The 21,891-nt window shown below is 60.4% G+C and carries 19 protein-coding genes; 10 read left to right on the top strand and 9 right to left on the bottom strand.

Annotated elements, in window-relative coordinates; genetic code table 11:
- Window position 1: 1 nt before the first annotated feature.
- Together RDL77_RS06510 and RDL77_RS06515 are read right to left on the bottom strand one after the other, a co-directional pair.
- On the bottom strand, window positions 2-622 hold the full coding sequence (locus RDL77_RS06510) for a class GN sortase (protein WP_288192234.1): 621 nt from the start codon (window positions 620-622) through the stop codon (window positions 2-4).
- Entirely contained in the window at window positions 622-2,844 is a 2,223-nt protein-coding gene (locus RDL77_RS06515) for a marine proteobacterial sortase target protein (RefSeq protein WP_374042678.1), read from the bottom strand. The genes RDL77_RS06510 and RDL77_RS06515 overlap by 1 nt, the downstream gene beginning before the upstream one ends.
- 221 nt (window positions 2,845-3,065) lie before the next feature.
- On the opposite strand from RDL77_RS06515, the gene RDL77_RS06520 reads away from it, so the two are divergent.
- A complete protein-coding gene (locus tag RDL77_RS06520) occupies window positions 3,066-3,845 on the top strand; it encodes a helix-turn-helix transcriptional regulator (RefSeq protein WP_288192236.1) in 780 nt (259 codons plus the stop codon).
- On the opposite strand, the gene RDL77_RS06525 is transcribed toward RDL77_RS06520, so the two are convergent.
- The 4 genes from RDL77_RS06525 to RDL77_RS06540 all read right to left on the bottom strand — a co-directional run bounded on the left by RDL77_RS06525 (window position 3,842) and on the right by RDL77_RS06540 (window position 8,700).
- Window positions 3,842-4,810 (bottom strand): ABC transporter permease, encoded by a 969-nt coding sequence (locus RDL77_RS06525; protein ID WP_223614879.1) that lies wholly within the window; start codon window positions 4,808-4,810, stop codon window positions 3,842-3,844. The two genes, RDL77_RS06520 and RDL77_RS06525, sit on opposite strands and share 4 nt — an antisense overlap.
- Window positions 4,807-6,321 (bottom strand): sugar ABC transporter ATP-binding protein, encoded by a 1,515-nt coding sequence (locus RDL77_RS06530; protein ID WP_288192237.1) that lies wholly within the window; start codon window positions 6,319-6,321, stop codon window positions 4,807-4,809. Before RDL77_RS06530 ends, RDL77_RS06525 begins: the two co-directional genes overlap by 4 nt.
- A gap of 92 nt (window positions 6,322-6,413) precedes the next feature.
- Window positions 6,414-7,313: a substrate-binding domain-containing protein gene (locus RDL77_RS06535; protein ID WP_223614881.1), complete on the bottom strand. Its 900-nt coding sequence runs from the start codon at window positions 7,311-7,313 to the stop codon at window positions 6,414-6,416.
- A 226-nt stretch (window positions 7,314-7,539) separates the two neighbouring features.
- Window positions 7,540-8,700, bottom strand: a complete 1,161-nt coding sequence (locus RDL77_RS06540; RefSeq protein WP_288192238.1) for an FUSC family protein — start codon at window positions 8,698-8,700, stop codon at window positions 7,540-7,542.
- A 119-nt stretch (window positions 8,701-8,819) separates the two neighbouring features.
- Here RDL77_RS06540 and RDL77_RS06545 point away from each other — a divergent pair, with 119 nt between their 5' ends.
- Together RDL77_RS06545 and RDL77_RS06550 are read left to right on the top strand one after the other, a co-directional pair.
- Entirely contained in the window at window positions 8,820-10,202 is a 1,383-nt protein-coding gene (locus tag RDL77_RS06545; RefSeq protein ID WP_288192239.1) for an FAD-containing oxidoreductase, read from the top strand.
- Between the two features lie 166 nt (window positions 10,203-10,368).
- Window positions 10,369-10,758 (top strand): nuclear transport factor 2 family protein, encoded by a 390-nt coding sequence (locus tag RDL77_RS06550; RefSeq protein WP_223614884.1) that lies wholly within the window; start codon window positions 10,369-10,371, stop codon window positions 10,756-10,758.
- 33 nt (window positions 10,759-10,791) lie between these two features.
- Here RDL77_RS06550 and RDL77_RS06555 read toward each other — a convergent pair whose 3' ends face one another.
- Window positions 10,792-11,832 (bottom strand): dipeptidase, encoded by a 1,041-nt coding sequence (locus RDL77_RS06555; RefSeq protein ID WP_288192240.1) that lies wholly within the window; start codon window positions 11,830-11,832, stop codon window positions 10,792-10,794.
- A 334-nt stretch (window positions 11,833-12,166) separates the two neighbouring features.
- Between RDL77_RS06555 and RDL77_RS06560 the strand changes: the two genes are divergently transcribed.
- From RDL77_RS06560 to RDL77_RS06590, 7 genes are all read left to right on the top strand, one after another.
- Window positions 12,167-13,765 (top strand): ABC transporter substrate-binding protein, encoded by a 1,599-nt coding sequence (locus tag RDL77_RS06560; RefSeq protein WP_223614886.1) that lies wholly within the window; start codon window positions 12,167-12,169, stop codon window positions 13,763-13,765.
- Window positions 13,762-14,775: an ABC transporter permease gene (locus RDL77_RS06565; protein ID WP_223614887.1), complete on the top strand. Its 1,014-nt coding sequence runs from the start codon at window positions 13,762-13,764 to the stop codon at window positions 14,773-14,775. Before RDL77_RS06560 ends, RDL77_RS06565 begins: the two co-directional genes overlap by 4 nt.
- Complete coding sequence (locus tag RDL77_RS06570; protein ID WP_223614888.1) at window positions 14,772-15,674, top strand: ABC transporter permease; 903 nt, start codon at window positions 14,772-14,774, stop codon at window positions 15,672-15,674. Before RDL77_RS06565 ends, RDL77_RS06570 begins: the two co-directional genes overlap by 4 nt.
- Before the next feature lie 8 nt (window positions 15,675-15,682).
- The gene (locus RDL77_RS06575; RefSeq protein ID WP_223614889.1) at window positions 15,683-16,513 is read left to right on the top strand and encodes an ABC transporter ATP-binding protein; all 831 of its coding nucleotides are present in this window, start codon (window positions 15,683-15,685) and stop codon (window positions 16,511-16,513) included.
- On the top strand, window positions 16,510-17,250 hold the full coding sequence (locus tag RDL77_RS06580; RefSeq protein ID WP_288192242.1) for an ABC transporter ATP-binding protein: 741 nt from the start codon (window positions 16,510-16,512) through the stop codon (window positions 17,248-17,250). The genes RDL77_RS06575 and RDL77_RS06580 overlap by 4 nt, the downstream gene beginning before the upstream one ends.
- An 11-nt stretch (window positions 17,251-17,261) precedes the next feature.
- Window positions 17,262-18,776, top strand: a complete 1,515-nt coding sequence (locus RDL77_RS06585) for a serine hydrolase (RefSeq protein ID WP_288192243.1) — start codon at window positions 17,262-17,264, stop codon at window positions 18,774-18,776.
- Between the two features lie 91 nt (window positions 18,777-18,867).
- Window positions 18,868-19,776, top strand: a complete 909-nt coding sequence (locus RDL77_RS06590; protein WP_288192244.1) for a LysR family transcriptional regulator — start codon at window positions 18,868-18,870, stop codon at window positions 19,774-19,776.
- Window positions 19,777-19,830: 54 nt separating this feature from the next.
- On the opposite strand, the gene RDL77_RS06595 is transcribed toward RDL77_RS06590, so the two are convergent.
- Both RDL77_RS06595 and RDL77_RS06600 read right to left on the bottom strand, forming a co-directional pair.
- Window positions 19,831-20,700, bottom strand: coding sequence for a D-amino-acid transaminase (locus RDL77_RS06595; RefSeq protein WP_288192245.1), 870 nt, complete (start codon window positions 20,698-20,700; stop codon window positions 19,831-19,833).
- A 40-nt stretch (window positions 20,701-20,740) separates the two neighbouring features.
- Entirely contained in the window at window positions 20,741-21,811 is a 1,071-nt protein-coding gene (locus tag RDL77_RS06600) for a P1 family peptidase (protein WP_288192246.1), read from the bottom strand.
- Between the last annotated feature and the right edge of the window lie 80 nt (window positions 21,812-21,891).

A 21,891-nucleotide genomic window follows, 5' to 3' on the forward strand; every position in this document is an offset into this window, starting at 1 on the left:
CTCATTCCAGCATCCGTGCCTTGACCAGATAACGCATCGGCCCCGATGTTGCGGCATCGAATGGCCAGCAGGTGGCAAGAACCAGATTCTTGCCGGCGGCATTCGTATCAATGCCGGACTGATCCCAGCGGACAACCGATGTTACCGTGACCTGATAGGTGAACACTTTGCCGTCGCGCCGGGTAATCCGGACTGCATCGCCGACCTGCACGTCCTTCAGAAAGGCAAAATGCGTATCGCGGTGTGCGGCATAGACGGCGGTGCCGTTGTCGCCTGCTTCTGCACTGCGGTCCACATGGCCGGGACCGAAGGCCAAGGCCTGTCCGCTTGCCCCGTGCAAGGCGATGGACGTTTCGCCGATACGCGGGAATTCAAGCCGCGCAACCGGCCAGGTGTCGGCCCATGACCAGGGTTTGACCGGCTGGCCGGTTGCGACGCTCCGGGTAAAGGCACGGTCCAGAAGCACCTGCGCCACCATGGCTTTCGCGTGAATCCACAGGCCTTGGCTGACCAGTACCAGCCCGACCAGAGCCATCACGATCATTCCGGCCCGCAGGGCAGGGCGGAGAACCGCCCTGCCTTTCTGCTTGGAGACGCCGTACCGTGTGCGGATCGTGCTCATCATGCTTTCCCCATTGTCTTGCGGCTGAAGAAGAACAGCCCGGCGCTGGCGAAGAGCAGCATCAACCCGGCCATCATGCGCAGTTCCGCATCGGTTGCCGTCTGCGGCAGGGGAAGCTGATCGGCAGGCGCCTGTTGGACAACCGGCTTCTTGCCTGCCGCCAGCTTGGCAAACTGGACGTCCGGGCCATTGTCGAGGCTGGCCTTGCGTGTTGCCTGTTCACCGAACACCTTGTCGAAATCCCAGCCTGCCGGGAGATTGAGCGGGACGTCGGCGCGGGTCAGCGGCTTGTCCTGCGGCCGTGATGGATTTGTGTCGACGGCAACGAGACTGGTCAGGCGCGAGACGAGACTGTTTTCAAGCGCGAGTTTCAGGATGCGCCTGTCGGCTTCGTCACGGCTGATCTTGCCGAGGGTGCTTTCGACTTCAGCATCGGAAATCTTGCGGCGGGCCCAGAGTTTTGACAGGCCTTCACCTTCAGCGGCCTTGGCAACCGGCAGCGTGACTTCCCATGGCTGCTTGCCGATCATGCCCTTGATTGTCAGTGTGCCGGAGAGCGAACCGAGCTTGGCGGCAATGACGAGCGGCTCGCCGCGGTAGAGATCAGGCAGAATGGCCGGTGTCACATCGGCATTGCCGGAGGAGAAGGTGGCGCTGAGGTTGGTGATGATGGGACTTTCTAGCTTGGCAAAGAGATTGCGCATGCGCTCGTCCACCTGATCCGTCGAGCCGATGGAGGTGAAGGTGCCGCGGCCAAGTTCAGCGGCGCGGTTCATCAGATAGTTGTTGGGAGCCGAGCCGATACCGACCATGAAAACCCGTGACCGACCAAGCTTGGCGGCAATGGTATCGAGCAGTTGCTGCTCATTGCCGATGGCACCATCGGTGAGGAACACGATCTGGCGGACAAAGGACTGATCGTTGGGGCGCCGGTCGTTGAGGGCTGCTTCCAGCGGCGCAAGCATTTCCGTGCCGCCGGACGCTTCAAGGTTGCCGACAAACTCGCGGGCGGTGGAGACGTTCTCGCGGTCGGCGCTGACGGTATCCTGGAACAGCGAGGTCATGGTGTCGTCGAAGCGGATGACGTTGAAGCGGTCAGCTGGTTTGAGGCGGCTCAGGGCATAGTCAAGGCTGGCCTTGGCCTGATTCATCGATGTTCCACCCATCGAACCGGAATTGTCGATGACAAAGACGATTTCGCGCGGGCGCTGCTCCTGCTTCTGTTCGACAACCGGCGGCGTCACATAGGCGAGGGCATAGTCATGCTTGCCGACCGTTTCGCGGAACAGGCCGACAGCGGGTGCCTTGGCATTCTGCGGTTTCCAGGTCAGTTCGAAGTCGCGGTCGGCGTGGTTGTCACCCGCCAGCGAGATGACCTGCGTCTGCGGATCAACGGTTTCGGTGTTGACGGAATGGTGATGGCTCTTCACCTCGCCGAGGGCAAATCCAGCCTGCAGACGAACCTTGATGCTGACCGGATTGACCGGGGCGTTGATGCGCGGATCAAGCACGGGCGGCGTGATCTTGCTGCGATCGGGGACAGGATCGGCTGTGGTGCCCCAGCCGGAACCATCGGCCGCAAGGTCGGCGGTCTGCGTGATCGGTGCAGGATTGTAGCGCGGAGCGACAACCAGCGGCACGCGCAAGGAAAATTCATCGCCGGACAGGCGCACGGGCTCCTGATAATCGATCTGGACAACAACCTGTTCGTGCGGGCCGATATTGGCGACGGAGTTGGTGAAAAGGTTCGGCCGCTGCTGTTCGACAAGGCTGGCTTTCTGCCCGGATGCCTTCGCCGTCTCATAGATGGCTTTGGCTTCCTTCTTTTCCTTGATGTCACCGATGATCACGCGCTTGCCGACAACCATTTTCAGGGCATGCACGGCGCTGTCTTCCGGCAGCGGATACGCATAGACAGCCTCGACCCAGCCATTGGAAGGGTTGGTGAATATCTGGGTGATACGGGCGCGGGCAGTGGGGCCGCTGACGACGATGTCGACATCCGTGGCGACACGCGGCGCTTCGATGTAGCGGCCGGCTTCCGAGCTCTTCAGCAGAAGTGTGCCGGATTTGACCTCATCGAGGGTGACAAGTGGCGACCGGGCGGTTTCGGCATGCGCCGTCGCCAAACTGAAAAAGAATACGGCGAGCGCAATAAATGGCAGACCAACGACGTTGATCAACCAGAGTGCCTGGCAGGTACGGCGCAGCCAATGGGGCATCGCGTGTGGGGATTGCTGGGTATGGAAGGTTGCGGTTTTCATCGGGAAAGCTCCTGTTGGTGCTCCCATCGGGAAGCTTTCCCCATTTCATACATGGGCCTTTTTGCCGCCAGCGTAAGCTTCGGGAATGTTCCGCACGGCCCCGTCACGAGATGTCTTGCCCCCGACGGCCTTGTGTGGATATGTGAAGGAATGTACGTGATTTGACGGGAGCGAGGCCTATGGCCGGGGATATCGACAGTCAGCTATCGGAGCGGCAGAACCAGGCGGTCGCCACGAAGATCCGCGAGGAAATGGCGCGGCGGCGGGTTTCGCGGCAGTATCTGGCCGACCAGGCGAAGATCAGCCTGTCCACCCTGGAAAAGGCGCTTTCCGGCCACCGGCCGTTTACGCTGGCAACCACGATCCGGCTCGAAGAAGCGCTGGGCATGCGTCTGCGCGCGGCGGACCAGCTCGATAGCCCGGTTGCGGTGAACAGTGGACATGCCAGCGAGGAATTCGGCGCCTATTCCCGCGCAGGAGCCGGGTGGATTGAAGGCCGGTATCTGACGTTGCGCCCTTCCTTCGGCGACCCGAAGGCAATCTTTGCCTATTGCACCGAGATCGGCTGGAACGATGCCGCATCCAATCTGCGGTTCATTGAAAAGGAACGGCTCGATGCGGCCTTTACCCAGCAGGGGACGGTGGCGATCCCGAATCTTTCCGGCCACATCTATCTCGCGACCAATACGTCGGGACAGCAGCGCCTGATCATCGTTTCGCGCCCGTCCATTACGGGCGAAATGTACGGAATCCTGACCACATTGCAGGCGGGCCGCGGCGCGCAATTGACGCCGATATCAGCACCTATCGTTCTCATTCCGATGGCATCCATGCCGGACGCACAGTTCGGGCGCATCGCGCCCGATCACGGCAGCTACGTGTCCTATCTCGCCTATCTCAAACGTACGGTGGAGGAACCGTTTGCCGTGTTCCTCCCCGGGCCTGCTGTCTCCGGTTAGGCCCGCATTGATTTGCTGCGCACGTCCAGCCAGACGGCGAAGAGAATGACGATGCCCTTGAAGATAAGCTGGTAGAAATAGGGCACGGCCAGCATGTTCATGCCGTTGTTGATGACGCCGATGATGAGCGCGCCGAGAATGGTGCCGACCATGGTGCCGACGCCGCCGGCAAGGCTGGTGCCGCCGAGCACGACCGCGGCAATCGCGTCGAGTTCATAGCCCATGCCGGCATTGGTCTGGGCCGAGGAAAGGCGCGAGGACAGCAGGATGCCGCTGATCGCCGCCATGACGCCTGAGATCATGAAGATGATGATCTTCAACCGGTCGACGCGGATGCCGGAATAGATCGCCGCCTCGCGGTTGCCGCCGGCCAGATAGGCGCGGCGGCCGAAGATCGTGCGGGAGAGGACGATGTGGTTGATGGCAAAGAGGGCGATGACGATCCAGATGATGATGGGAAGGCCAAGCCAGCTTTCGCTGCCGATGGCCAGCCATGTTTCATTCTCGATGGAAGCGGGGGCGCCGTTGGTCGGCAGGCTGACAGCGCCGCGGTAGATGCCCATGGTCGCAACGGTGACGATGAAGGATGGCAGCATGAGTTTTGCCGACAGGACGCCGTTGAGCCCGCCCATGATGGCGCCTGCCGCCAGCGTGATCAGCACAGTCGGTGCAAAGCCAAAACCCATGGAAAAGGCCTGCGCGGCCACCATGCCCGCCACGGCGATGATCGAGCCGACGGAAAGATCGATATCGCCGAGCAGGATCACATAGGTCATGCCATAGGCAGCAACTGCAATCACAGCCACTTGCTGCATGATGTTCATGAAATTGTTGAAGGCGAGAAACCGCGGGCTGATCGAGGAGAAGACCAGGCACAGGATGATCAGCGAGATGACGATGCCACCATATTGCCGGATGAGGGGGGAAGCCAGAAGCGCCTGCTTCGTCTCGGTCGAATTGCTCATTGGTGTATTCCTGCTGCATAGGTCATAACGGTTTCGGGGCTGAGGCCCTGCGCATCCAGCGTTTTCGCCACGCGCTTGTCGTGCATGATGACGAGCCGGTCGCTGAGGCCGAGCACTTCCGGCAATTCCGACGATACCATCAGGATTGCCGTCCCGGCGGCGGCAAGCTCGCGGATGATGCGGTAAATCTCGAATTTCGCACCGACATCGACGCCGCGTGTCGGTTCGTCAAGAATGAGTATTTTGGGCTGCGTCTGCAGCCATTTGGCAATGACGATCTTTTGCTGGTTGCCGCCGCTGAGCGAGCCGGCAGGGGTATCGATGGAGGCGGTCTTGATGGCAAGGCGCAGGACTTCCGTCTTGGCCGCCGCCCGTTCGCGGGCCGGGCGGGTAAAGCCGAACTGTCCGGCCAGCTGGCCCAGCGCGACCATGTTGATGTTGCGCTCGACGCTGTGCTGCAGCACCAGTCCCTCTTCCTTGCGGTTTTCCGTAACGAAGGCGATGCCGTGGCGGATCGCATCGGCCGGGGAGCGCAGATGCACGGGATTGCCGTTGAGGCGGATTGTCCCGGCCGGTTGCCCGAAACCGAACAAGGCTTTCATCACGTCGGAGCGGCCGGACCCGATCAGGCCGAACAGGCCGACAACTTCGCCCGGGCGCACGTCCAGCGAGACATTCTCGAATTTTCCCGTTTCGGACAGGTTCTCAACCGCAAGAACCGGAGGCACCGCAGATGAAGGGCGTTCGACAAGACGCGGCGGGTAAATGTCCTTCATCTCCCGCCCGACCATCAGCGCGATCAGGCCTTCGATGCTCGTGTTCTGCTTTTCCGTTGTCGCGACAAAAGAACCGTCGCGGATCACCGTGATATCATCGGAAATCCGCATGATTTCCTCCATGCGGTGCGAGATGTAGATGATGGCCGTTCCCTTGGCCTTCAGGCGTTCGATGATGGTGAAGAGGATTTCCGCTTCGCTGTCGGACAGTGAGGATGTCGGCTCGTCAAGGATGACCACGTCTGCGGGACGGCTGAGCCCCTTGGCGATTTCCACCAGCTGGCGCTGGGCGATGGACAGATCGCCGACCTTGGTGCGCACATTGACGGGCAGGCCGAGGTCCTGAACGATCTGCGCGGCCTGTGCGTTGAGATCGCGTTCATTGATGAAGCCGAACCGGTTGGGTTCATGCGTCGCCAGAATGTTTTCGGCAACCGACAGGTTGCGGCAGAGGCTGAGCTCCTGGAACACGATACTGAGGCCCAGTGCCTTTGCCTCGATAGGGTTCTTCGGAGCGTATGGCTCGCCGCGCAGCATAATCGAGCCCGATGTCGGCTGGAACAGGCCGACGAGAATTTTCATGAGCGTGGATTTTCCGGCACCGTTCTCGCCCAGCAGCGTATGCACGCGCCCGGGCCGCACGGAAAGGTTCATGCGCTTGAGTGCCGTCACCGGACCGAAGGTCTTGGCGACGTCCTTGATTTCAAGCACAGGTGCGTTGGATGAAACGGCCATGAATGACAATCCTTACCGCAGGTCTTCCTGGACTGCCACCCGCGCGGCGGTCCTGCGCGGATGGCACTGTTGTTTGTTGACGTTGGCGGGGGTTACTTTTCTTCGCCTGTTTTGGTGACAACGCCAGGAACGATCGGCTGCTTGGCGTCAACGGTCTCGCCCTTGATGACCTTGCCCGCGGTCGCAACCGCAACCTTGCCCATCTGGTCCGGATACTGCGCGATCACGCCGACCATGATAGGATCGTTCTTGACCGCATTGCGGGCTTCTTCCATGCCGTCGAAGCCGATGACCTTGACCTGATCCTGCAGCTTTGCCGACTTGACGGCCGAGGCTGCAGCAAGGGCCGCATCGTCGCCGAAGCCGAAGATGCCGACGACATCGGGGTTCGCCTGCAGGATGTTCTGGGCGGCGGCAAGCGCCTCGGGACGGGTGATGCCGGTCTGGATGGAGACGATCTTGATATCGGGATGCGCGGCAATCGCCTTCTTGAAGCCTTCGACGCGATCAACCACCGACTGCACCGTCGGGTAGTCAATGACAGCCACATTGCCCTTGTCGCCGATCTGCTTGGCCATCAGCTCTCCAGCCTTGACGCCGCCGGTATAGTTGTCGGTGCCGACATGCGAGGTGACTTCAACGCCCTTGGCGGGAACGTCCACGGTGATCACCTTGATGCCAGCCTTCTGCGCCTTGGCGATGGCGGATTTCACGCCCGTGCTGTCCACAGGCGAAATGATGATGACGCTGACGCCCTTGGTGATGAAATCTTCCACATCGGCGAGTTGCTTGTTCAGGTCCTGATTGGCAATCGCGATTTCAAGCGGCAGGTTTTCCGCCTTGGCTTCCGCGGTCATTGCCGAAGCAAGCGAGATATAGAATGGATGCTGCTGGGTGAGCAGCGAAGCGCCGATACCTTCGGCAAAAGCGCCGGTGGCCATCAGTGCGGCGGCGCCAGCAAGCAGCAGTTTGGTAAAATGGGTACGGATCATTGTTCCCTCCAGAACAGTTGTTTTCTCGAAAGCCGGCAGATGGGCATTGGCGATACACAACCGGATACTGCATGGCCGTTCTGCCGTGCTTCGTCCGTTGGCGATGGCCGATGCTCCTCCCACCTTCGTCCGCCGCATGGATGTTCAATTTATGTTGCTGTGTCAATATAAAAATTTGCGCGCGTAAAGTTTATTGCAGAAAGATGATCCGCATTCGCCACGGTATTTATTCGTTTGATGATGGCTGCTTGATGTCAGGGCCGTCATTTCGCGGCGTGTGATCACGGAAGAGATAGTGGGAGGCAAGGAGAACCGGCTCCAGGATGACCACGCCGAACAGGATGCCCGCAAGCCGTTCGATACCGGGTTCCAGCGCGGCACTGGTGTAGGTGTCGGGCACGAGGACGACAAGAAAGGCAAGGACGAACTGCGTTCCGATATAGCTGATGGAGGAGTTGCTGTTTTCGATATGCCGCCCGACAAGGACACCGATGCACACGCCAAGCGTCATGAGGACGGGCGAATGATGACTGCCGAGCAGGATGATCGTGGCGATCAGGCCGCCGACGCTGCAGCCGACAAAGCGCAGCACAAGCCGCGATGTGATCGGGTTCAGCACGCTTGCGGCCAGACGGCTCGCCGGAATCATCATCACGGCCATGATGGTGATGCTCGACTGGCTGAGGGAGGTGATGCCCGTCCACAGCCATATCCATGGAATCAGCCCCAGAGCGATGGCGGCTTGCAGCGCATGCTTCGCGGCGCCCCTGTGCCAGATCACGGAGTGTCTTATCGCGGTCTGCGCGGGCGTTTCCCGGGATTGTCGCGGCAGCCGGCGCCGGATGGTAAAGGTCGATACCGCGCTGACGAGAATGCAGGCGAGGGTGCCGGCAAGGATTTCGACGAGGCGCGACTGGGCGAACGGCAGCACCGATTCCGATGGATGTTTCATGCCGTCGATCAGCACCATGCAGAATGTCAGCCCGGTGAACAGCCAGGCATAGCTGCGTTTTCCGACGAGGGCGAAGTAAAGCGTGACGCCGCCGATAATGACCAGCGACAGGCTGAGAAGAAACGGCTTGCCGATGACAAGCGGGGCCAGGGCCAAAGCGGTACCCGCACCCGCCGATGTGCCGATGATGCGCAGAATGCCGCGGGTGAGACTTTCCGATACATGCGAGCGCATCACCATGTAGCCGCTGAACGCCGCCCAACCGATGTTTTTCGCCCCAAGGACGTGCGCGAAGATGATGGCGAGCAGCACGGATATGACGCACTCGAACTCGTCGACCATCCGCGGTCCGGGCCTTGCCAACGACCGGAGTTCCCGCACGCTTGCGGTTGCGAAAACAGTAAGGCTGGCTGTGGCTTGCCGCAGATAGTTCATTGTTTGCTTCTACCGATCTTGCAGCCAGCTGTCGATGTTTCGATTTCCGGGCAAGACGCGGCTTCCGAACCAATGCCGCTCTTGTTACTCTCGCACACCCTTAACGCTGGAGCACTGTCATGGGCCACGCATTCGACGCGATCATCATAGGGGCGGGGCAAGCGGGTCCATCGCTCGCAAGCCGGCTGACCGCGGCTGGCATGAGCGTGCTGATTGTCGAGCGAAAACTGTTTGGCGGCACCTGCGTCAACACCGGCTGCATGCCGACGAAGACGATGGTTGCCAGCGCCTACGCGGCGCACCTTGCCCGGCGCGGGGCCGATTATGGCGTTGTGATAGAACAGCCCGTTCGCGTCGACATGAAGCGTGTGCGGCAGCGTGCCGATTCCGTTTCATTCAATGCCCGCACGGGTGTCGAGACCTGGCTGCGCGGCATGCACAATTGCCGGGTTGTCGAGGGGCATGCCCGGTTCGTCGACGCTCATACGATTGCTGTCGACGGCGCGCTTTTTCAGGCGCCGCGCATTTTCATCAATGTGGGCGGGCGCGCCAACATTCCGGACATGCCGGGTATTCGGGATGTGGAGTATCTCACCAATACGACCATGATGCGGCTCGATACCTTGCCTCGGCATCTGGTGGTGGTTGGCGGCAGCTATATCGGCCTCGAATTCGCGCAGATGTACCGGCGCTTCGGATCGCAGGTCACTGTCGTCGAGAAAGGTCCCCGGCTGGTTGGACGCGAAGACGCCGATGTGTCCGAGGCGATCAGGTCCATCCTGGACAATGAAGGCGTTGCCTGCCGTCTCGATGCCAATTGCATCGCGTTCAAACCGCATGCCGACGGCACGGAAGTTCATCTCGATTGCGATTCCGGCGCGCGCAGTGTGGTCGGCTCGCACGTGCTGCTGGCGATTGGCCGCCGTCCCAATACCGACGATCTCGGTCTGGACAAGGCAGGCATCGAGACGGACGAGCGGGGTTACATCAAGGTCGATGACTTTCTGGCGACGAGTGCCGACGGTGTCTGGGCGCTTGGAGACTGCAACGGGCAGGGCGCATTCACCCACACGGCCTATAATGATTATGAAATCGTGGCGGCCAATCTGCTGGATGGCGAGCGCCGCAAGGTCAGCGATCGGGTTCCCGGCTATGCGCTCTATATCGACCCGCCGCTCGCTCGGGCCGGAATGAGCGAAACCCTGGCCAGAGCAACGGGCCGCCCCATTCTGGTGTCGAAGCGACCCATGACCCGGGTTGGCCGGGCTGTCGAGAAAGACGAAACGCAGGGCTTCATGAAGATCGTTGCCGATGCGCAGACACAGCAGATTTTGGGCGCGGCGATTCTGGGTACCAGCGGCGATGAGGCGATCCATGGGATAATCGACGCGATGAGCGCCAAGGTGGGCTACCCCACGCTCAAATGGGCGGTGCCTGTCCACCCCACCGTTTCCGAACTGATCCCGACAGTTCTCGGCGATTTGTCCGCCCCGGCGCTCTGACAAGGCCCGCGTCAAAGTGGAGCGACGGCGCAACTTGTTCCGGAGAAAATTAGAGGTTATTGCCTTGTTCAGATATGACGGATAGCCTTTATGCGTGTTTGCGGTCGATGCCCACGCCCTCCGGTGGTTTCGGCCGATACGGAATAAAAGGGGAGGAGATGATGAGATGACCACTGCATTCGATACAGCCGATGAAGCCGCCATTCAGCAGTGCGAAGAACGCCTGAGGTCTGCGATGCTGCGCAGCGACGTTGAAGCGCTCGATGTGCTGCTGGCCAACGACCTCATTTTCATCGATCATCAGGGACGCCGGATTGAAAAGGCGCAGGACCTTGAAGCGCATCGCAGCGGTGTCCTGGCGCTCGAACAGATCGACGTCCTCGACAGCATCATCCGGCCGCTTGGCAATGCAGTTCTGGTTTCGTTGCGGGTCAGGTTTACCGGAACCTATTACGGCGAAAAGTTTTCTGAAAAACTGGCCTTTACCCGTGTCTGGAGCCGCACGGCGGATGACTGGGCCGTTACCCTGGCCCATTGCTCCAGAATCACCATGTAAACAAAAGCAGAGAACCGACCGGCGAAACTCCGGTCAGTTCGTCCACGTGCGTTCGAGAACGCTTATCCAGTTGCCGTGGCAGATCTTGTCGAGCGCCTCCCCATCATAGCCCGCCTGGCGCAGGGCATCGACCAGCAATTGCAGATCGCCGGCATCGCGCATGGCGGCTGGAATGGTTGTGCCATCGAAGTCCGATCCAAGTGCAACATGATCGATCCCGATGCGATCGACGATGTAATCGACATGCCGCACCAGCTCACTCAAATCCGTGTCGGGATTTCTCACGCCGTCCTGACGCAGGAACAGGACGCCGAAGTTCAGGCCGACCAGTCCGCCTGTATCGCGGATCGCGTCGAGCTGGCGGTCCGTCAGATTGCGGCTGTGCGTGCACAGCGCATGCACATTGGAATGCGAGGCCACGAGCGGCGCGTCCGATATGGCCGCAATATCCCAGAAGCCCTGTTCGTTCATGTGGGAGAGATCAACCATGATCCGCAGCTCATTGCAGGTCCGGATCAGCTGTTTGCCATGGTCGGTCAGGCCCGGCCCGATATCCGGGGAACTGGGAAAGCGGAAGGGCACGCCGTGGGCAAAGATATTGCTGCGGCTCCACACGGGTCCGAGCGTGCGCAACCCCGCCTGATGCAGGACGTAGAGTGCATTGAGGTCGGGTCCGATGGCTTCCGCGCCTTCGATATGGAGCACCGAGGCAAACGCCCCGTCTTTCATTGCATTGCGGATATCATCCGCCGTCCGGCAGATGCGCAGGCGGTCCTCCGCCTGCCGTTCGATCCGTGTCAGAAGCGCGGCCATGGCCAGGGTGGTGTTGAGCGCACTTTCCATGTCCGGCGTGTTGTAGTCGCCATTGGTATTTTTCTGCGGCGATGGCGTCGGAACGTAAATCGCGCACAGTCCTCCCGCCAGTCCGCCCTTTTTCGCGCGCGGCAGGTCGATATGACCCACATTTTCCCCCTCGATGAAGCGCTTCTCCGGCGACGGTTCGGTCGACATCCAGAGGCGGAGCAGGACATCGTTGTGCCCGTCGAAAACCGGGACGATTGAATGGCTGGTCATGGGTCAGGAAACCTTGGTGCGTTTTGCGGTGGCGGGAGCGAGTCCCGAAGCTGTCACCAGCTTTGGCGCGAATACCGGCAAATGGCAAATGCGTTTTCGGTCGCTGCCCATGCGCGCAACGCATCGGCGCGCCTGTTCCGTACCTCTGTTCCCGCCGCATGCACAGTGTGCATAGGTACTGCCAAAATCGGCATTGGCCGCCCGTTCAACCAGCATGATAGAGCCTGCTTAAAAAATTGACACGCAAGAAATTTGGGCGGCGAGCCAGTCAGACGATGTCTGCGGCGGGGCGGCGTCCGGGAACAAAAGAACCATGAGCAAAGGGGCACGCAACATGATCTCAAGACGCAATCTGTTGATTGGCGGCGCAGCGATACCGTTTCTATCCTATGTCAATCTGACCCAGGCATTTGCCGATACACCGAAGGACATCCTTGTTGTCGCGCAGCAGATCGACAACATGACAAGCCTCGATCCGCATGAAAGCTTTGAGGCGGTCGGCAGCGAGATTGCCGGCAATATCTATCACAAGCTGGTACATCCCAATCTCGAAAATGCCGATCAGGTTGATGGCGGCCTTGCCGAATCATGGGAAGCCGATACCGACGGCAAGGTATTCACGTTCAAGATGCGCGCGGGTGCAAAGTTTGCCAGCGGTGCGCCGGTGACAGCCGAAGACGCGGCATTTTCCCTGCAGCGCGCCGTCAAGATGAACAAGGGACCCGCGTTCATCATCACGCAGTTCGGCTTTACCGCCGAGAATGTCGAGCAGCAGATCAAGGCTGTTGACGACAAGACATTGAAGATCACGCTTGAAAAGCCGGTTTCCCTGTCCTTCCTGCTCTATTGCCTGTCCGCCAATGTCGGCAGCATCGTCGAGAAGAAGGTGGTTCTGGAAAACGTGGCGGGCGACGATTTCGGCAATGGCTGGCTGCAGAAGAACAGCGCCGGTTCCGGCGAGTGGGTGCTCATGGCCTGGAAGCCCAGCGAAAGCGTCACGCTCAAGGTCAATCCGGAAGGCGCCTATAAGGGCAACATCAAGCGCATCATCCTGCGCCATGTGGTCGATCCGTCATCCCAGCTGCTGATGCTGCAGAAGGGCGACGCCGATATCGCGCGCAACCTGACGACCGAGCAGCTGCGCACGCTTCAGGGCGACGAGAACTATACGCTGGTGCAGAAGGGCGTGGCTTCGCTGGTACTTATCTCGCTCAACCAGAAGAACCCTAATCTGGCCAAGCCGCAGGTCTGGCAGGCGGTCAAGTGGGCGATCGACTACAAGGGCATCCAGCAGAACATCGTGCCGCTGACGCACAAAATCCATCAGAGCTTCCTGCCTGAGGGCTTTCCCGGCGCCGTGAACGACACACCCTTCCAGAAGGATGTTGAAAAGGCCAAGGCACTCATGGCCGAGGCAGGCCTTGCCGGTGGTTTCGATATCGTCATGGACCATTATTCGGCCCAGCCCTATCCGGATATTGCACAGGCTCTTCAGGCGAACCTTGCCGAAATCGGTATTCGCGTTCAGCTGCAGGCGGCCGAAAACCGCCAGGTTCTGACGAAAATGCGTGCCCGTGAACATCAGATGGCGCTGTCCGCCTGGGGTTCGGACTATTTCGATCCGCATGCCAATGCCGATGTGTTCAACATCAATCTCGACAACTCGGACAACGCAAAGACCAAGCCGTTCCTCTGGCGCTCGTCCTGGCAGGATGCGGAAATGACCAAAAAGGCCGAAGAAGCCCGCGACGAGAAGGATCCGCAGAAGCGCATCGAGCTCTACGAAGCCTTGCAGAAGGCGCATATGGAGCACAGCCCCTTTGCCCTGATGCTGCAGACAAAAACCACGGCTGCCTGCCGCAAGGCTGTTTCGGGCATGCGCCTTGGCACATTGTCCGACTCCCACTCCTATGCAGGGATCGCAAAGGCTTGAACGCGCGGATAAAAAATCTGTCCAGCCTTCTCGGCAGTGTCTTCCTGACACTGCTCGGGCTGACGGTGATCACGTTCATGATCGGCCGCGTCATGCCGGTCGATCCCGTGATCGCCGCCGTGGGCGACAATGCGCCCGAGGCCGTCATCGCCCGGGCGCGGATCGAAATGGGACTGGATCAGCCGGTGGTGATCCAGTTCCTCCACTATCTCGCGCAGATCGTTCAGGGTGATCTCGGCAAATCCATCCTGACCCGCAATCCTGTGGCGACCGATATCGCGCGTTATTTCCCGGCCACGCTGGAACTGGCAACCGCGGCGCTCATTCTTGCCGCCGTGATCGGCATTCCGCTTGGCGTCTGGGCCGCCGTTCGGCAGGGAAGCTATGTCGACCAGACCATCCGCGTCATCTGCCTCGCCGGCCATTCCGTTCCGGTTTTCGTGCTGGCGATGATTTCGCTGCTGGTGTTTTACGCCGTGCTCGGCATTGCGCCGGGGCCGGGGCGTCAGGACATCATTTTTCAGGATATGGTGCCGCACGTCACCGGCATCCTGACAATCGACTCCATCATTGCCGGGGATTGGGATGCGCTTTATGACGCGCTCATCCACATGATACAGCCCGTCTGCATCCTCGCTTATTTCAGCATGGCCTACATCACGCGCATGACCCGCGCCTTCATGCTGGATGCGCTCAAGGGCGAGTTTGTCATTACCGCGCGTGCCAAGGGGCTTTCTGCCGCCGCCGTTGTCTGGAAACATGCCTTTCCGACCGTCGCAGTCCAGCTCGTCACGGTTCTCGCGCTCACCTATGCCGGTTTGCTGGAAGGGGCGGTCGTGACGGAAACGGTGTTCAGCTGGCCGGGCCTTGGGCAATATCTGACCATCTCGCTGATGAATGCGGACATGAACCCGGTTGTGGGCGCAACGCTGCTGATCGGCCTGATCTATGTCGTTCTCAACCTGCTCGCCGATATCTTATACAAACTCCTGGATCCACGCGTCCGATGATACAGACATCTTTTCGTAACTGGGCGCTGGATGAAACCCCCGCCTCGCGCTCGCAAGCCAATTGGGGACGCCGGTACCGTATCTGGCTGAGCCTGAAGTCCAATCCTCTGGCGATGATCGGCCTCGGCATCATCCTTCTGTTTGCCCTGCTGTCGCTGCTGGCACCCTTGATCGCGCCCTATGATCCGAGCCTGCAAAATCTCGGCAACAGATTGGCGCGTCCCTCGGCTGTGCATTGGTTCGGAACGGATGAACTGGGGCGGGATATCCTGTCGCGCATCCTGTTCGGCGGCCGCGTCACCCTTGGAATGGTGGTGTCGGTGGTAGCCGTCGTTGCGCCGATTGGTCTGGCTGTGGGTTGTGTTGCCGGATATATGGGCGGGGTGGTCGATTCCGCTCTCATGCGGATCACCGACGTGTTTCTGGCGTTTCCGCGTCTCATTCTTGCCCTCGCCTTCGTCGCTGCGCTGAAGCCCGGCGTGGAGAGTGCAATCCTTGCGATCGCCTTGACCGCATGGCCGCCCTATGCCCGGCTGGCCCGGGCGGAAACCATGACGATCCGCAACACCGATTATGTCGCCGCGTACCGCCTGACCGGCGCATCGCGCTGGCGCATCATGCTGCGCCATATCGCGCCGCTGTGCGTGCCAAGCCTGATCGTGCGCACCACGCTCGACATGAGTTCGATCATCATCACTGCGGCCAGTCTCGGTTTTCTCGGCATGGGCGCGCAGGCGCCGTCCCCGGAATGGGGCGCGATGATTGCCACGGCCAAACGCTTCATCTTCGAACAGTGGTGGGTTGCGACAATCCCGGGAATAGCGATCTTCATGGTATCGCTCGCCTTCAACTTCCTGGGTGATGGCCTGCGCGACGTCCTCGACCCGAAGCAGAATTAGGAAACAGGATGCTGGTCGATATCAAGAACCTTCGTATTGCCTTTGAAACGCGAACAAGCCGGTTCGAGGCCGTGCGCGGCGTATCCATGCAGCTGGGTACCGAAAAACTCGGCATCGTCGGCGAAAGCGGTTCGGGCAAGTCCCTGACGGCGCGCGCCCTGATGAAGCTTCTGCCAAGCAATGCCAAGATTGAAGCCGACAGGCTTGCGTTCGATGGCATCGATATTCTCGGTGCTTCGGAACGCGGCATGCGCCAGATCCGCGGAAAGCGTGCCGGGTTCATTCTGCAGGACCCGAAATATTCGCTCAATCCGGTGAAGACGGTGGGCAGCCAGATTGCCGAATCATGGCGTACCCACAAGAAGGGCAGCCGGAAAGAAGCGGCGGAAGCTGCCATTGAACTGCTGGATCAGGTGATGATCCGCGACCCTCGCAAGGTGGCCGGTGCTTACCCCAACGAGATTTCGGGCGGCATGGGACAGCGCGTCATGATCGCCATGATGCTGGCGCCCGATCCGGAACTGCTGATCGCCGATGAACCGACCAGCGCACTCGATGCAACGGTGCAGGCGGAAATCCTGCGTCTTATCGACGATCTGGTGTCGCGCCGGGGCATGGGCCTCATCCTGATCAGCCATGACCTGCCGCTGGTCTCGCATTTCTGCGACAGGGTTGCCGTCATGTATTCCGGCCGGGTTGTGGAAGAGCTCAAGGCTTCCGAACTCGCCAAGGCACAGCATCCCTACACGAAGGGCCTGCTGAATTGCATGCCGTCGCTGATGCACCCCAAGGAAAGACTTCCCGTTCTCACTCGCGATGCAGCGTGGCTCAACCCATGATCAAGGTCGATCAACTCAGAATCTCATTCGGCACGCATGAAGTTGTCCGCGGCGTTTCCTTTGATGTTGCCAAGGGCGGCAGCTTCGGCATCGTCGGCGAAAGCGGATCGGGCAAATCAACGGTTTTGCGCGCGATGGCCGGTCTCAATGAAGACTGGAGCGGGCGCATCGCCTTCGACGGCACGGATGCGCCGCTGAAACGTCCTCCCGTCTTTTTCCGTCAGGTGCAGATGGTGTTCCAGGATCCGTTCGGTTCGCTGCACCCGCGCCAGACCATCGACCGGATTCTCAGTGAACTCCTCCTGGTGCACAAACTGCCGGACGTCGAAAAACGCATCAAGCAGGCACTTTCGGACGTTGCCTTGCCGCAGACCGTGCGCTTTCGCTATCCGCACCAGCTTTCCGGCGGCCAGCGCCAACGTGTTGCCATTGCTCGCGCGTTGATTGCCGAACCGCAGGTCCTGCTGCTGGACGAGCCGACCAGCGCGCTTGACGTGTCGGTGCAGGCAGAAATTCTCAACCTCTTGGCCGATCTCAGGCAAGCACGGAATTTGACCTATGTCCTCGTCAGTCACAATCTGGCGGTCATCGCGCATCTGTGTCCGCAGCTTGGCGTCATGCTGAACGGCGAGATGGTCGAGCAATTGAGTGCCGATGATCTGCGGGCAGGACGCACGAAACACGCGCATACATCGGCGCTTCGCACGTTGAGCATCAATCTCGAAGAACCGGCATAACGGAGGACCGGATGTCCGTCAGTTTGAATTGGGTGGCCGCTGCGGCCTGTGCCGAAAACTTTGCAAGTCAATGGCCGGCCAACGAGCCGGGCGGGGCCATCATCGGTTTCGATAGGCAAGGCATCCGCTTCGCCTATGCCGGAGGATTGGAAAGCCTCGCGACAGGCACGGCGTTTTCAGCTGACAGCGTGGTACGCTACGCCTCGGTGACCAAGCATGTTTTTTCGGCAATGGTGCTGCAAAACGCTGGTCTTATCGCGCTGGATGATCGCCTCGGTGACCATCTTGCTGAGCTGCAGCCGCCGCTCGCCGACGTGACCGTTGGCCGTGCCCTCGACATGAGCGGTGGTCTGCCGGATGTGCGCGAATGCCTGACGCTTCTCGGGCTGTCCGTTTATACGGAAACACAGAAACAGCCGCTCCTGGATTTTCTCAGCTCATTGACACGGCTGAACTTCGACGCCGGCACGGACGTTTCGTACTCCAATACCGGCTATCGTCTGGTCGAAGCGGCTCTCGAACGCAAGGGGAAGACCTTCGACGCTTTTGTCCAGGATGAGATTGCCGGTCCGCTGGGTATCTTCCTCAAGGCACCGGAAGTGTGGAACGATCCGGTTTCCGGTCTCGTGCCGGGCTATTTCAAGGATGATGAAACGTGGCAGCTCAGTGCTGCTGGCCTGCATATCTCCGCGTCCGGCAGTCTGACGGGGAGCGGCAACAGCCTTGCCGTATGGCTGCAGCATTTGCTTGCAGGCGGTGATCGCCATGCGGGCCTGCTCGGGGCACTTTCCGCCACCCGCTGCATGGGCGATGGCCGCCCATCCAACTACGGACTTGGTTTGCGCTGGTCGGAATTGGCCGGGCGCCGATTCGTCGGCCACGGCGGTTCTCACCCCGGCTACAAATCCTATTTCCTCCTTGATCCGGAAGCGGGAACCGGGTTTGTCGTTGTGTCCAATCGCGACGATACCAACGGCTACAAGATTGCCCTGGCCGCGATGGGTGCCCTCACGGGACTGCCGCTGCCACAGACAAACTGCACCATTCCCGACGGTCTCTACGTCACGGAAACCGGCCCGTACTGGATTGAAATGGCGGGCGGCATTGCCACCTATCTCGACGCCGAGGATACGCTCTATGACGATGGCGACGGCTGGTTTTCATCGCGATCCGCTTCCTCGCCGATGCGGCTGCGCTGGACCGGCACGGCCCTGGAAGGCGAGGCGGGTTATATCAACCGGCGGTTCCTGCCGGTAAAGCCGGGACTGGCATCCGCCGACCTGGACGGCCATTGGGTCGCCGCTGAATATGGGGCGCGTTTCGATATACGCGATGGCATGGTAAGCATGGGGATCGGCCCGACGCGCCATGCTATGCCATTGGTTCCCCTGGGCAATGGCCGTTTCCTCTTCACTCTCATCGATGGACCCTGGCGCAAGCGCATCTGCCTGCATTGCCTCGCCGATGGAAAAGTCGAGCTGGTTCTCAGCCGCAGCCGCATGATGGAATATACGCTGGCACGCTGATTTTGATTTGAAATCCGCATCGCTTTCCGTAATACGGGAAGGCGCCCGCTCACCGCGGGTGCCTTTTTGTTGTGAAGCAGGAACCGTCCCATTGGAAATCAAGTGGCTCGAAGACTTTCTCGCGCTGGCGAATACGCTGAATTTTTCGAAAGCTGCCGATGAGAGACATGTCACGCAGTCCGCTTTCAGCCGGCGCATCAAGCAGTTGGAAGCCTGGCTCGGAACAACCCTCATAGACCGGGCGACCTATCCGTCCCGCCTGACCGATGCGGGAGACAAGTTTGTGCCCGTCGCGCAGGAGGCGTTGAAGACGCTTCATCAGGCCCGGCGCAAATTCAAGGTGGACGAGGGGATCGATGCGCACACGATTACCTTCACGGCGCTGCACACCCTGTCATTCACTCTTTTCCCGGAATGGCTGAAGGCGCTGAACACAAAAACCGGACCGGTCCTTTCCCGGTTGCGCCCGGACTCCGGCATCATGGAGCAGAACGCCAATTCCCTGGTGGATGGCGAATGCGATTTCCTTTTGACCTACGCCCATGCGTCGGTGCCGTTGCTGCTCGATCCCCTGGAATTCGAGTATCAGCTGCTCGGTTCGGAAAATATCATTCCGGTGTCGGCACCCGGCGCTGATGGAGAGCCGTTGCACGCGCTTGGCCGCGAGGGGAAACCGGTCGCCTATATCAGCTATGAAAAGGCTTCGTTCTTCGGCCAGCTGATGGCCGACCTCTTTGCCAGGCGGCAGCCGGACTATACGCTTGTGCATGAGGGCAGCATGGCTGTCGGACTGACGGGCATGGCGCTTGCCGGCTGGGGTGTCGCCTGGGCACCGGAGAGCCTGACGCGAGCCGATCTCGCGCAGGGCGCGCTGGTCCGCGCTGCCGATCCAAGCTGGGATATCAGCGTCGACATCCGGCTTTACCGGTCCCGGCAAAACCGGCGGCCCGTGGTTCGCCGCGTCTGGCAAGCCATCGCCGAAATGACGTCATCGCACTGACGCCGTGCGATCTGCCTTGCCGCATATGGAAAGGCAGATCCGCGGCGCCGAGGGTCAGACCGCCGTCTTGTATGCGTGCTCGATATACAATTCACGCAACCGCCGCATGACGGGGCCGGGTGTACCGTTGCCAACGGGCAGTCCGTCGATCGTCGTGACCGGCAGGACAAAGTTGGATGCGCTGCTCATGCCCGCCTCCGTGGCGGCAAGAGCCTCGGCGAGGCTGAACGGGCGCTCCTCGATGCGCATGCCGGTTTCCTGTGCCAGCTGCAGAAGAGCGAGACGCGTGCATCCGGGCAGCGTCTTGCTGCTGTTGGCGCGGGTGACGATCGAGCCTTCCGGTGTCACGATATAGGCGGTCGAGGATGCGCCTTCGGTGACCAGGCCATCTTCGATCATCCATGCTTCCTGGCAGCCCGCTTCCCTTGCGATACGCTTGGCCAGGACCTGCGGCAACAGGCAGGTGCTCTTGATATCCCGGCGCGCCCAGCGCATGTCGTCGACGGATTTGATGGCGAGCCCCGTATTCACGGCCGGCAAATCGAGCAGCTTCTTGACCTGGGTGAACATGATAAGGGTTGGCTCGAGGTCATCGGAAAACAGAAAGTCCCGTTCCTCGGCACCGCGCGTCATCTGGAGATAGATCAATCCCTCGACGAGCGCATTCCGCTCGATCAGGGTCTTTTGAATCTGCTCGATCTCCTCGGGGGAGACCGCCATCCGGATGCCGATCTCATTCGTCGACCGTTGCAGCCGCGTGGTGTGAGGCTTGCTGTCGACCAGTTTGCCGCCAAGAACGGCAGTGACTTCATAAATCCCGTCGCCGAAAAGAAAGCCGCGATCAAAGATGGAAATACGTGCTTCCGCAGCGGGAACGAACGCGCCGTTGACGTAGGCGATGCGGCTGTCGGCCGTGTGTTTCATGGGAACTCCTTGGTATGAAAAGGGTGCGTCGGCCGGAAAATCACCGGCGGGCGAGGCGCTTCAATGTCTCGAGCGAGATGGCCTCGACCCGGTTGGGGCTCGATGTGCCGGCGTTGAAACCTTCGGTGGTTTGCGCCATGCACAGGGAATTGAGGATGCTTTCTTCCGTTGCTTCGATGGCTGCCTCGAACAGCGGCGACGCAAGCTCATTCGGCAGATCCGGTATTGCCGTGACTTTCTTGCGCTGCCTTTTCGTGCGGCGAACCTCTGTTGCGGTGGAAAAGGCCAGGGCGTAATCGCCCGAACCGTTGCTCAGCGCCGCACCGGTTCGGGCGAGGCCGCCAAAAGCGCGCGTGGCCAGACGCTTCAGATTGCGGTCCGACAGGGGCGCGTCGGTGGCCACGATGATGACGATGGAGCCGTCCCGGTCTTCGCTTGCCGAACTGGCATAGGGTGACCCATCGATGCGCAGATGCCCGCCGTAATTGGACTGGACGAGAATGCCGACGGTATAATCCTTTCCGCCCGTGCTGACGCGTCTGGAACTTGTGCCGATGCCGCCTTTCAGGCCGAAGGCCACCGTACCCGTGCCCGCGCCGACGCTGCCTTCCGCGACAGGGCCGTCGGTGGCCGCTGCAAGCGCCTCGCCCATCTCCTCGATGCTGGGGCGCCCGCTGCGGATGTCATTGAGACGGGAATCATTGGTTTCGCCGACCACGGCGTTGATGGAGACCAGCTGGCCATTGTCCGGCTGCGACAGGGTCCAGCGGTTGATGGCTTCAATGGCCCTGCCGGTTGCCAATGTGTTTGTCAGAAGAACCGGCGTTTCCATCTCGCCCAGCTCTTCGATCTGGGTCGAGCCGGCGAACTTTCCGTAACCGTTGAGCACGGCAATCGCGGCCGGTACCTTGTCCTGGAACAGGTTGCCGCCATGCGGCAGGATCGCGGTGGCGCCGGTGCGGATGGTTTCGCCTTCGACAATCGTCACGTGCCCCACACGCACGCCAGCCACATCGGTGATCGCGTTGAGCGGACCGGGCGGATAGTGGCCGGGAGCAATGCCGATATCCCGCGCTCGCGATCGTTGTGTATTGCCGTTGGCCTGTGCCATCCCGTGCGCTCCCTTATGGCGTTTTCATAGCGCTCTTCCGCACGGGATGGCATCGCAAATGTGGAATAGTTCTATGTCGA

It is taken from the genome of uncultured Phyllobacterium sp., assembly GCF_902479695.1.
Taxonomy (GTDB): domain Bacteria; phylum Pseudomonadota; class Alphaproteobacteria; order Rhizobiales; family Rhizobiaceae; genus Phyllobacterium; species Phyllobacterium calauticae.

Coding starts and splice junctions, on each gene's coding strand:
- RDL77_RS06510 (WP_288192234.1), bottom strand. CDS start 622: ATGAGCACGATCCGCACACGGTACGGCGTCTCCAAGCAGAAAGGCAGG.
- RDL77_RS06515 (WP_374042678.1), bottom strand. CDS start 2,844: ATGCCCCATTGGCTGCGCCGTACCTGCCAGGCACTCTGGTTGATCAAC.
- RDL77_RS06520 (WP_288192236.1), top strand. CDS start 3,066: ATGGCCGGGGATATCGACAGTCAGCTATCGGAGCGGCAGAACCAGGCG.
- RDL77_RS06525 (WP_223614879.1), bottom strand. CDS start 4,810: ATGAGCAATTCGACCGAGACGAAGCAGGCGCTTCTGGCTTCCCCCCTC.
- RDL77_RS06530 (WP_288192237.1), bottom strand. CDS start 6,321: ATGGCCGTTTCATCCAACGCACCTGTGCTTGAAATCAAGGACGTCGCC.
- RDL77_RS06535 (WP_223614881.1), bottom strand. CDS start 7,313: ATGATCCGTACCCATTTTACCAAACTGCTGCTTGCTGGCGCCGCCGCA.
- RDL77_RS06540 (WP_288192238.1), bottom strand. CDS start 8,700: ATGAACTATCTGCGGCAAGCCACAGCCAGCCTTACTGTTTTCGCAACC.
- RDL77_RS06545 (WP_288192239.1), top strand. CDS start 8,820: ATGGGCCACGCATTCGACGCGATCATCATAGGGGCGGGGCAAGCGGGT.
- RDL77_RS06550 (WP_223614884.1), top strand. CDS start 10,369: ATGACCACTGCATTCGATACAGCCGATGAAGCCGCCATTCAGCAGTGC.
- RDL77_RS06555 (WP_288192240.1), bottom strand. CDS start 11,832: ATGACCAGCCATTCAATCGTCCCGGTTTTCGACGGGCACAACGATGTC.
- RDL77_RS06560 (WP_223614886.1), top strand. CDS start 12,167: ATGATCTCAAGACGCAATCTGTTGATTGGCGGCGCAGCGATACCGTTT.
- RDL77_RS06570 (WP_223614888.1), top strand. CDS start 14,772: ATGATACAGACATCTTTTCGTAACTGGGCGCTGGATGAAACCCCCGCC.
- RDL77_RS06575 (WP_223614889.1), top strand. CDS start 15,683: ATGCTGGTCGATATCAAGAACCTTCGTATTGCCTTTGAAACGCGAACA.
- RDL77_RS06580 (WP_288192242.1), top strand. CDS start 16,510: ATGATCAAGGTCGATCAACTCAGAATCTCATTCGGCACGCATGAAGTT.
- RDL77_RS06585 (WP_288192243.1), top strand. CDS start 17,262: ATGTCCGTCAGTTTGAATTGGGTGGCCGCTGCGGCCTGTGCCGAAAAC.
- RDL77_RS06595 (WP_288192245.1), bottom strand. CDS start 20,700: ATGAAACACACGGCCGACAGCCGCATCGCCTACGTCAACGGCGCGTTC.
- RDL77_RS06600 (WP_288192246.1), bottom strand. CDS start 21,811: ATGGCACAGGCCAACGGCAATACACAACGATCGCGAGCGCGGGATATC.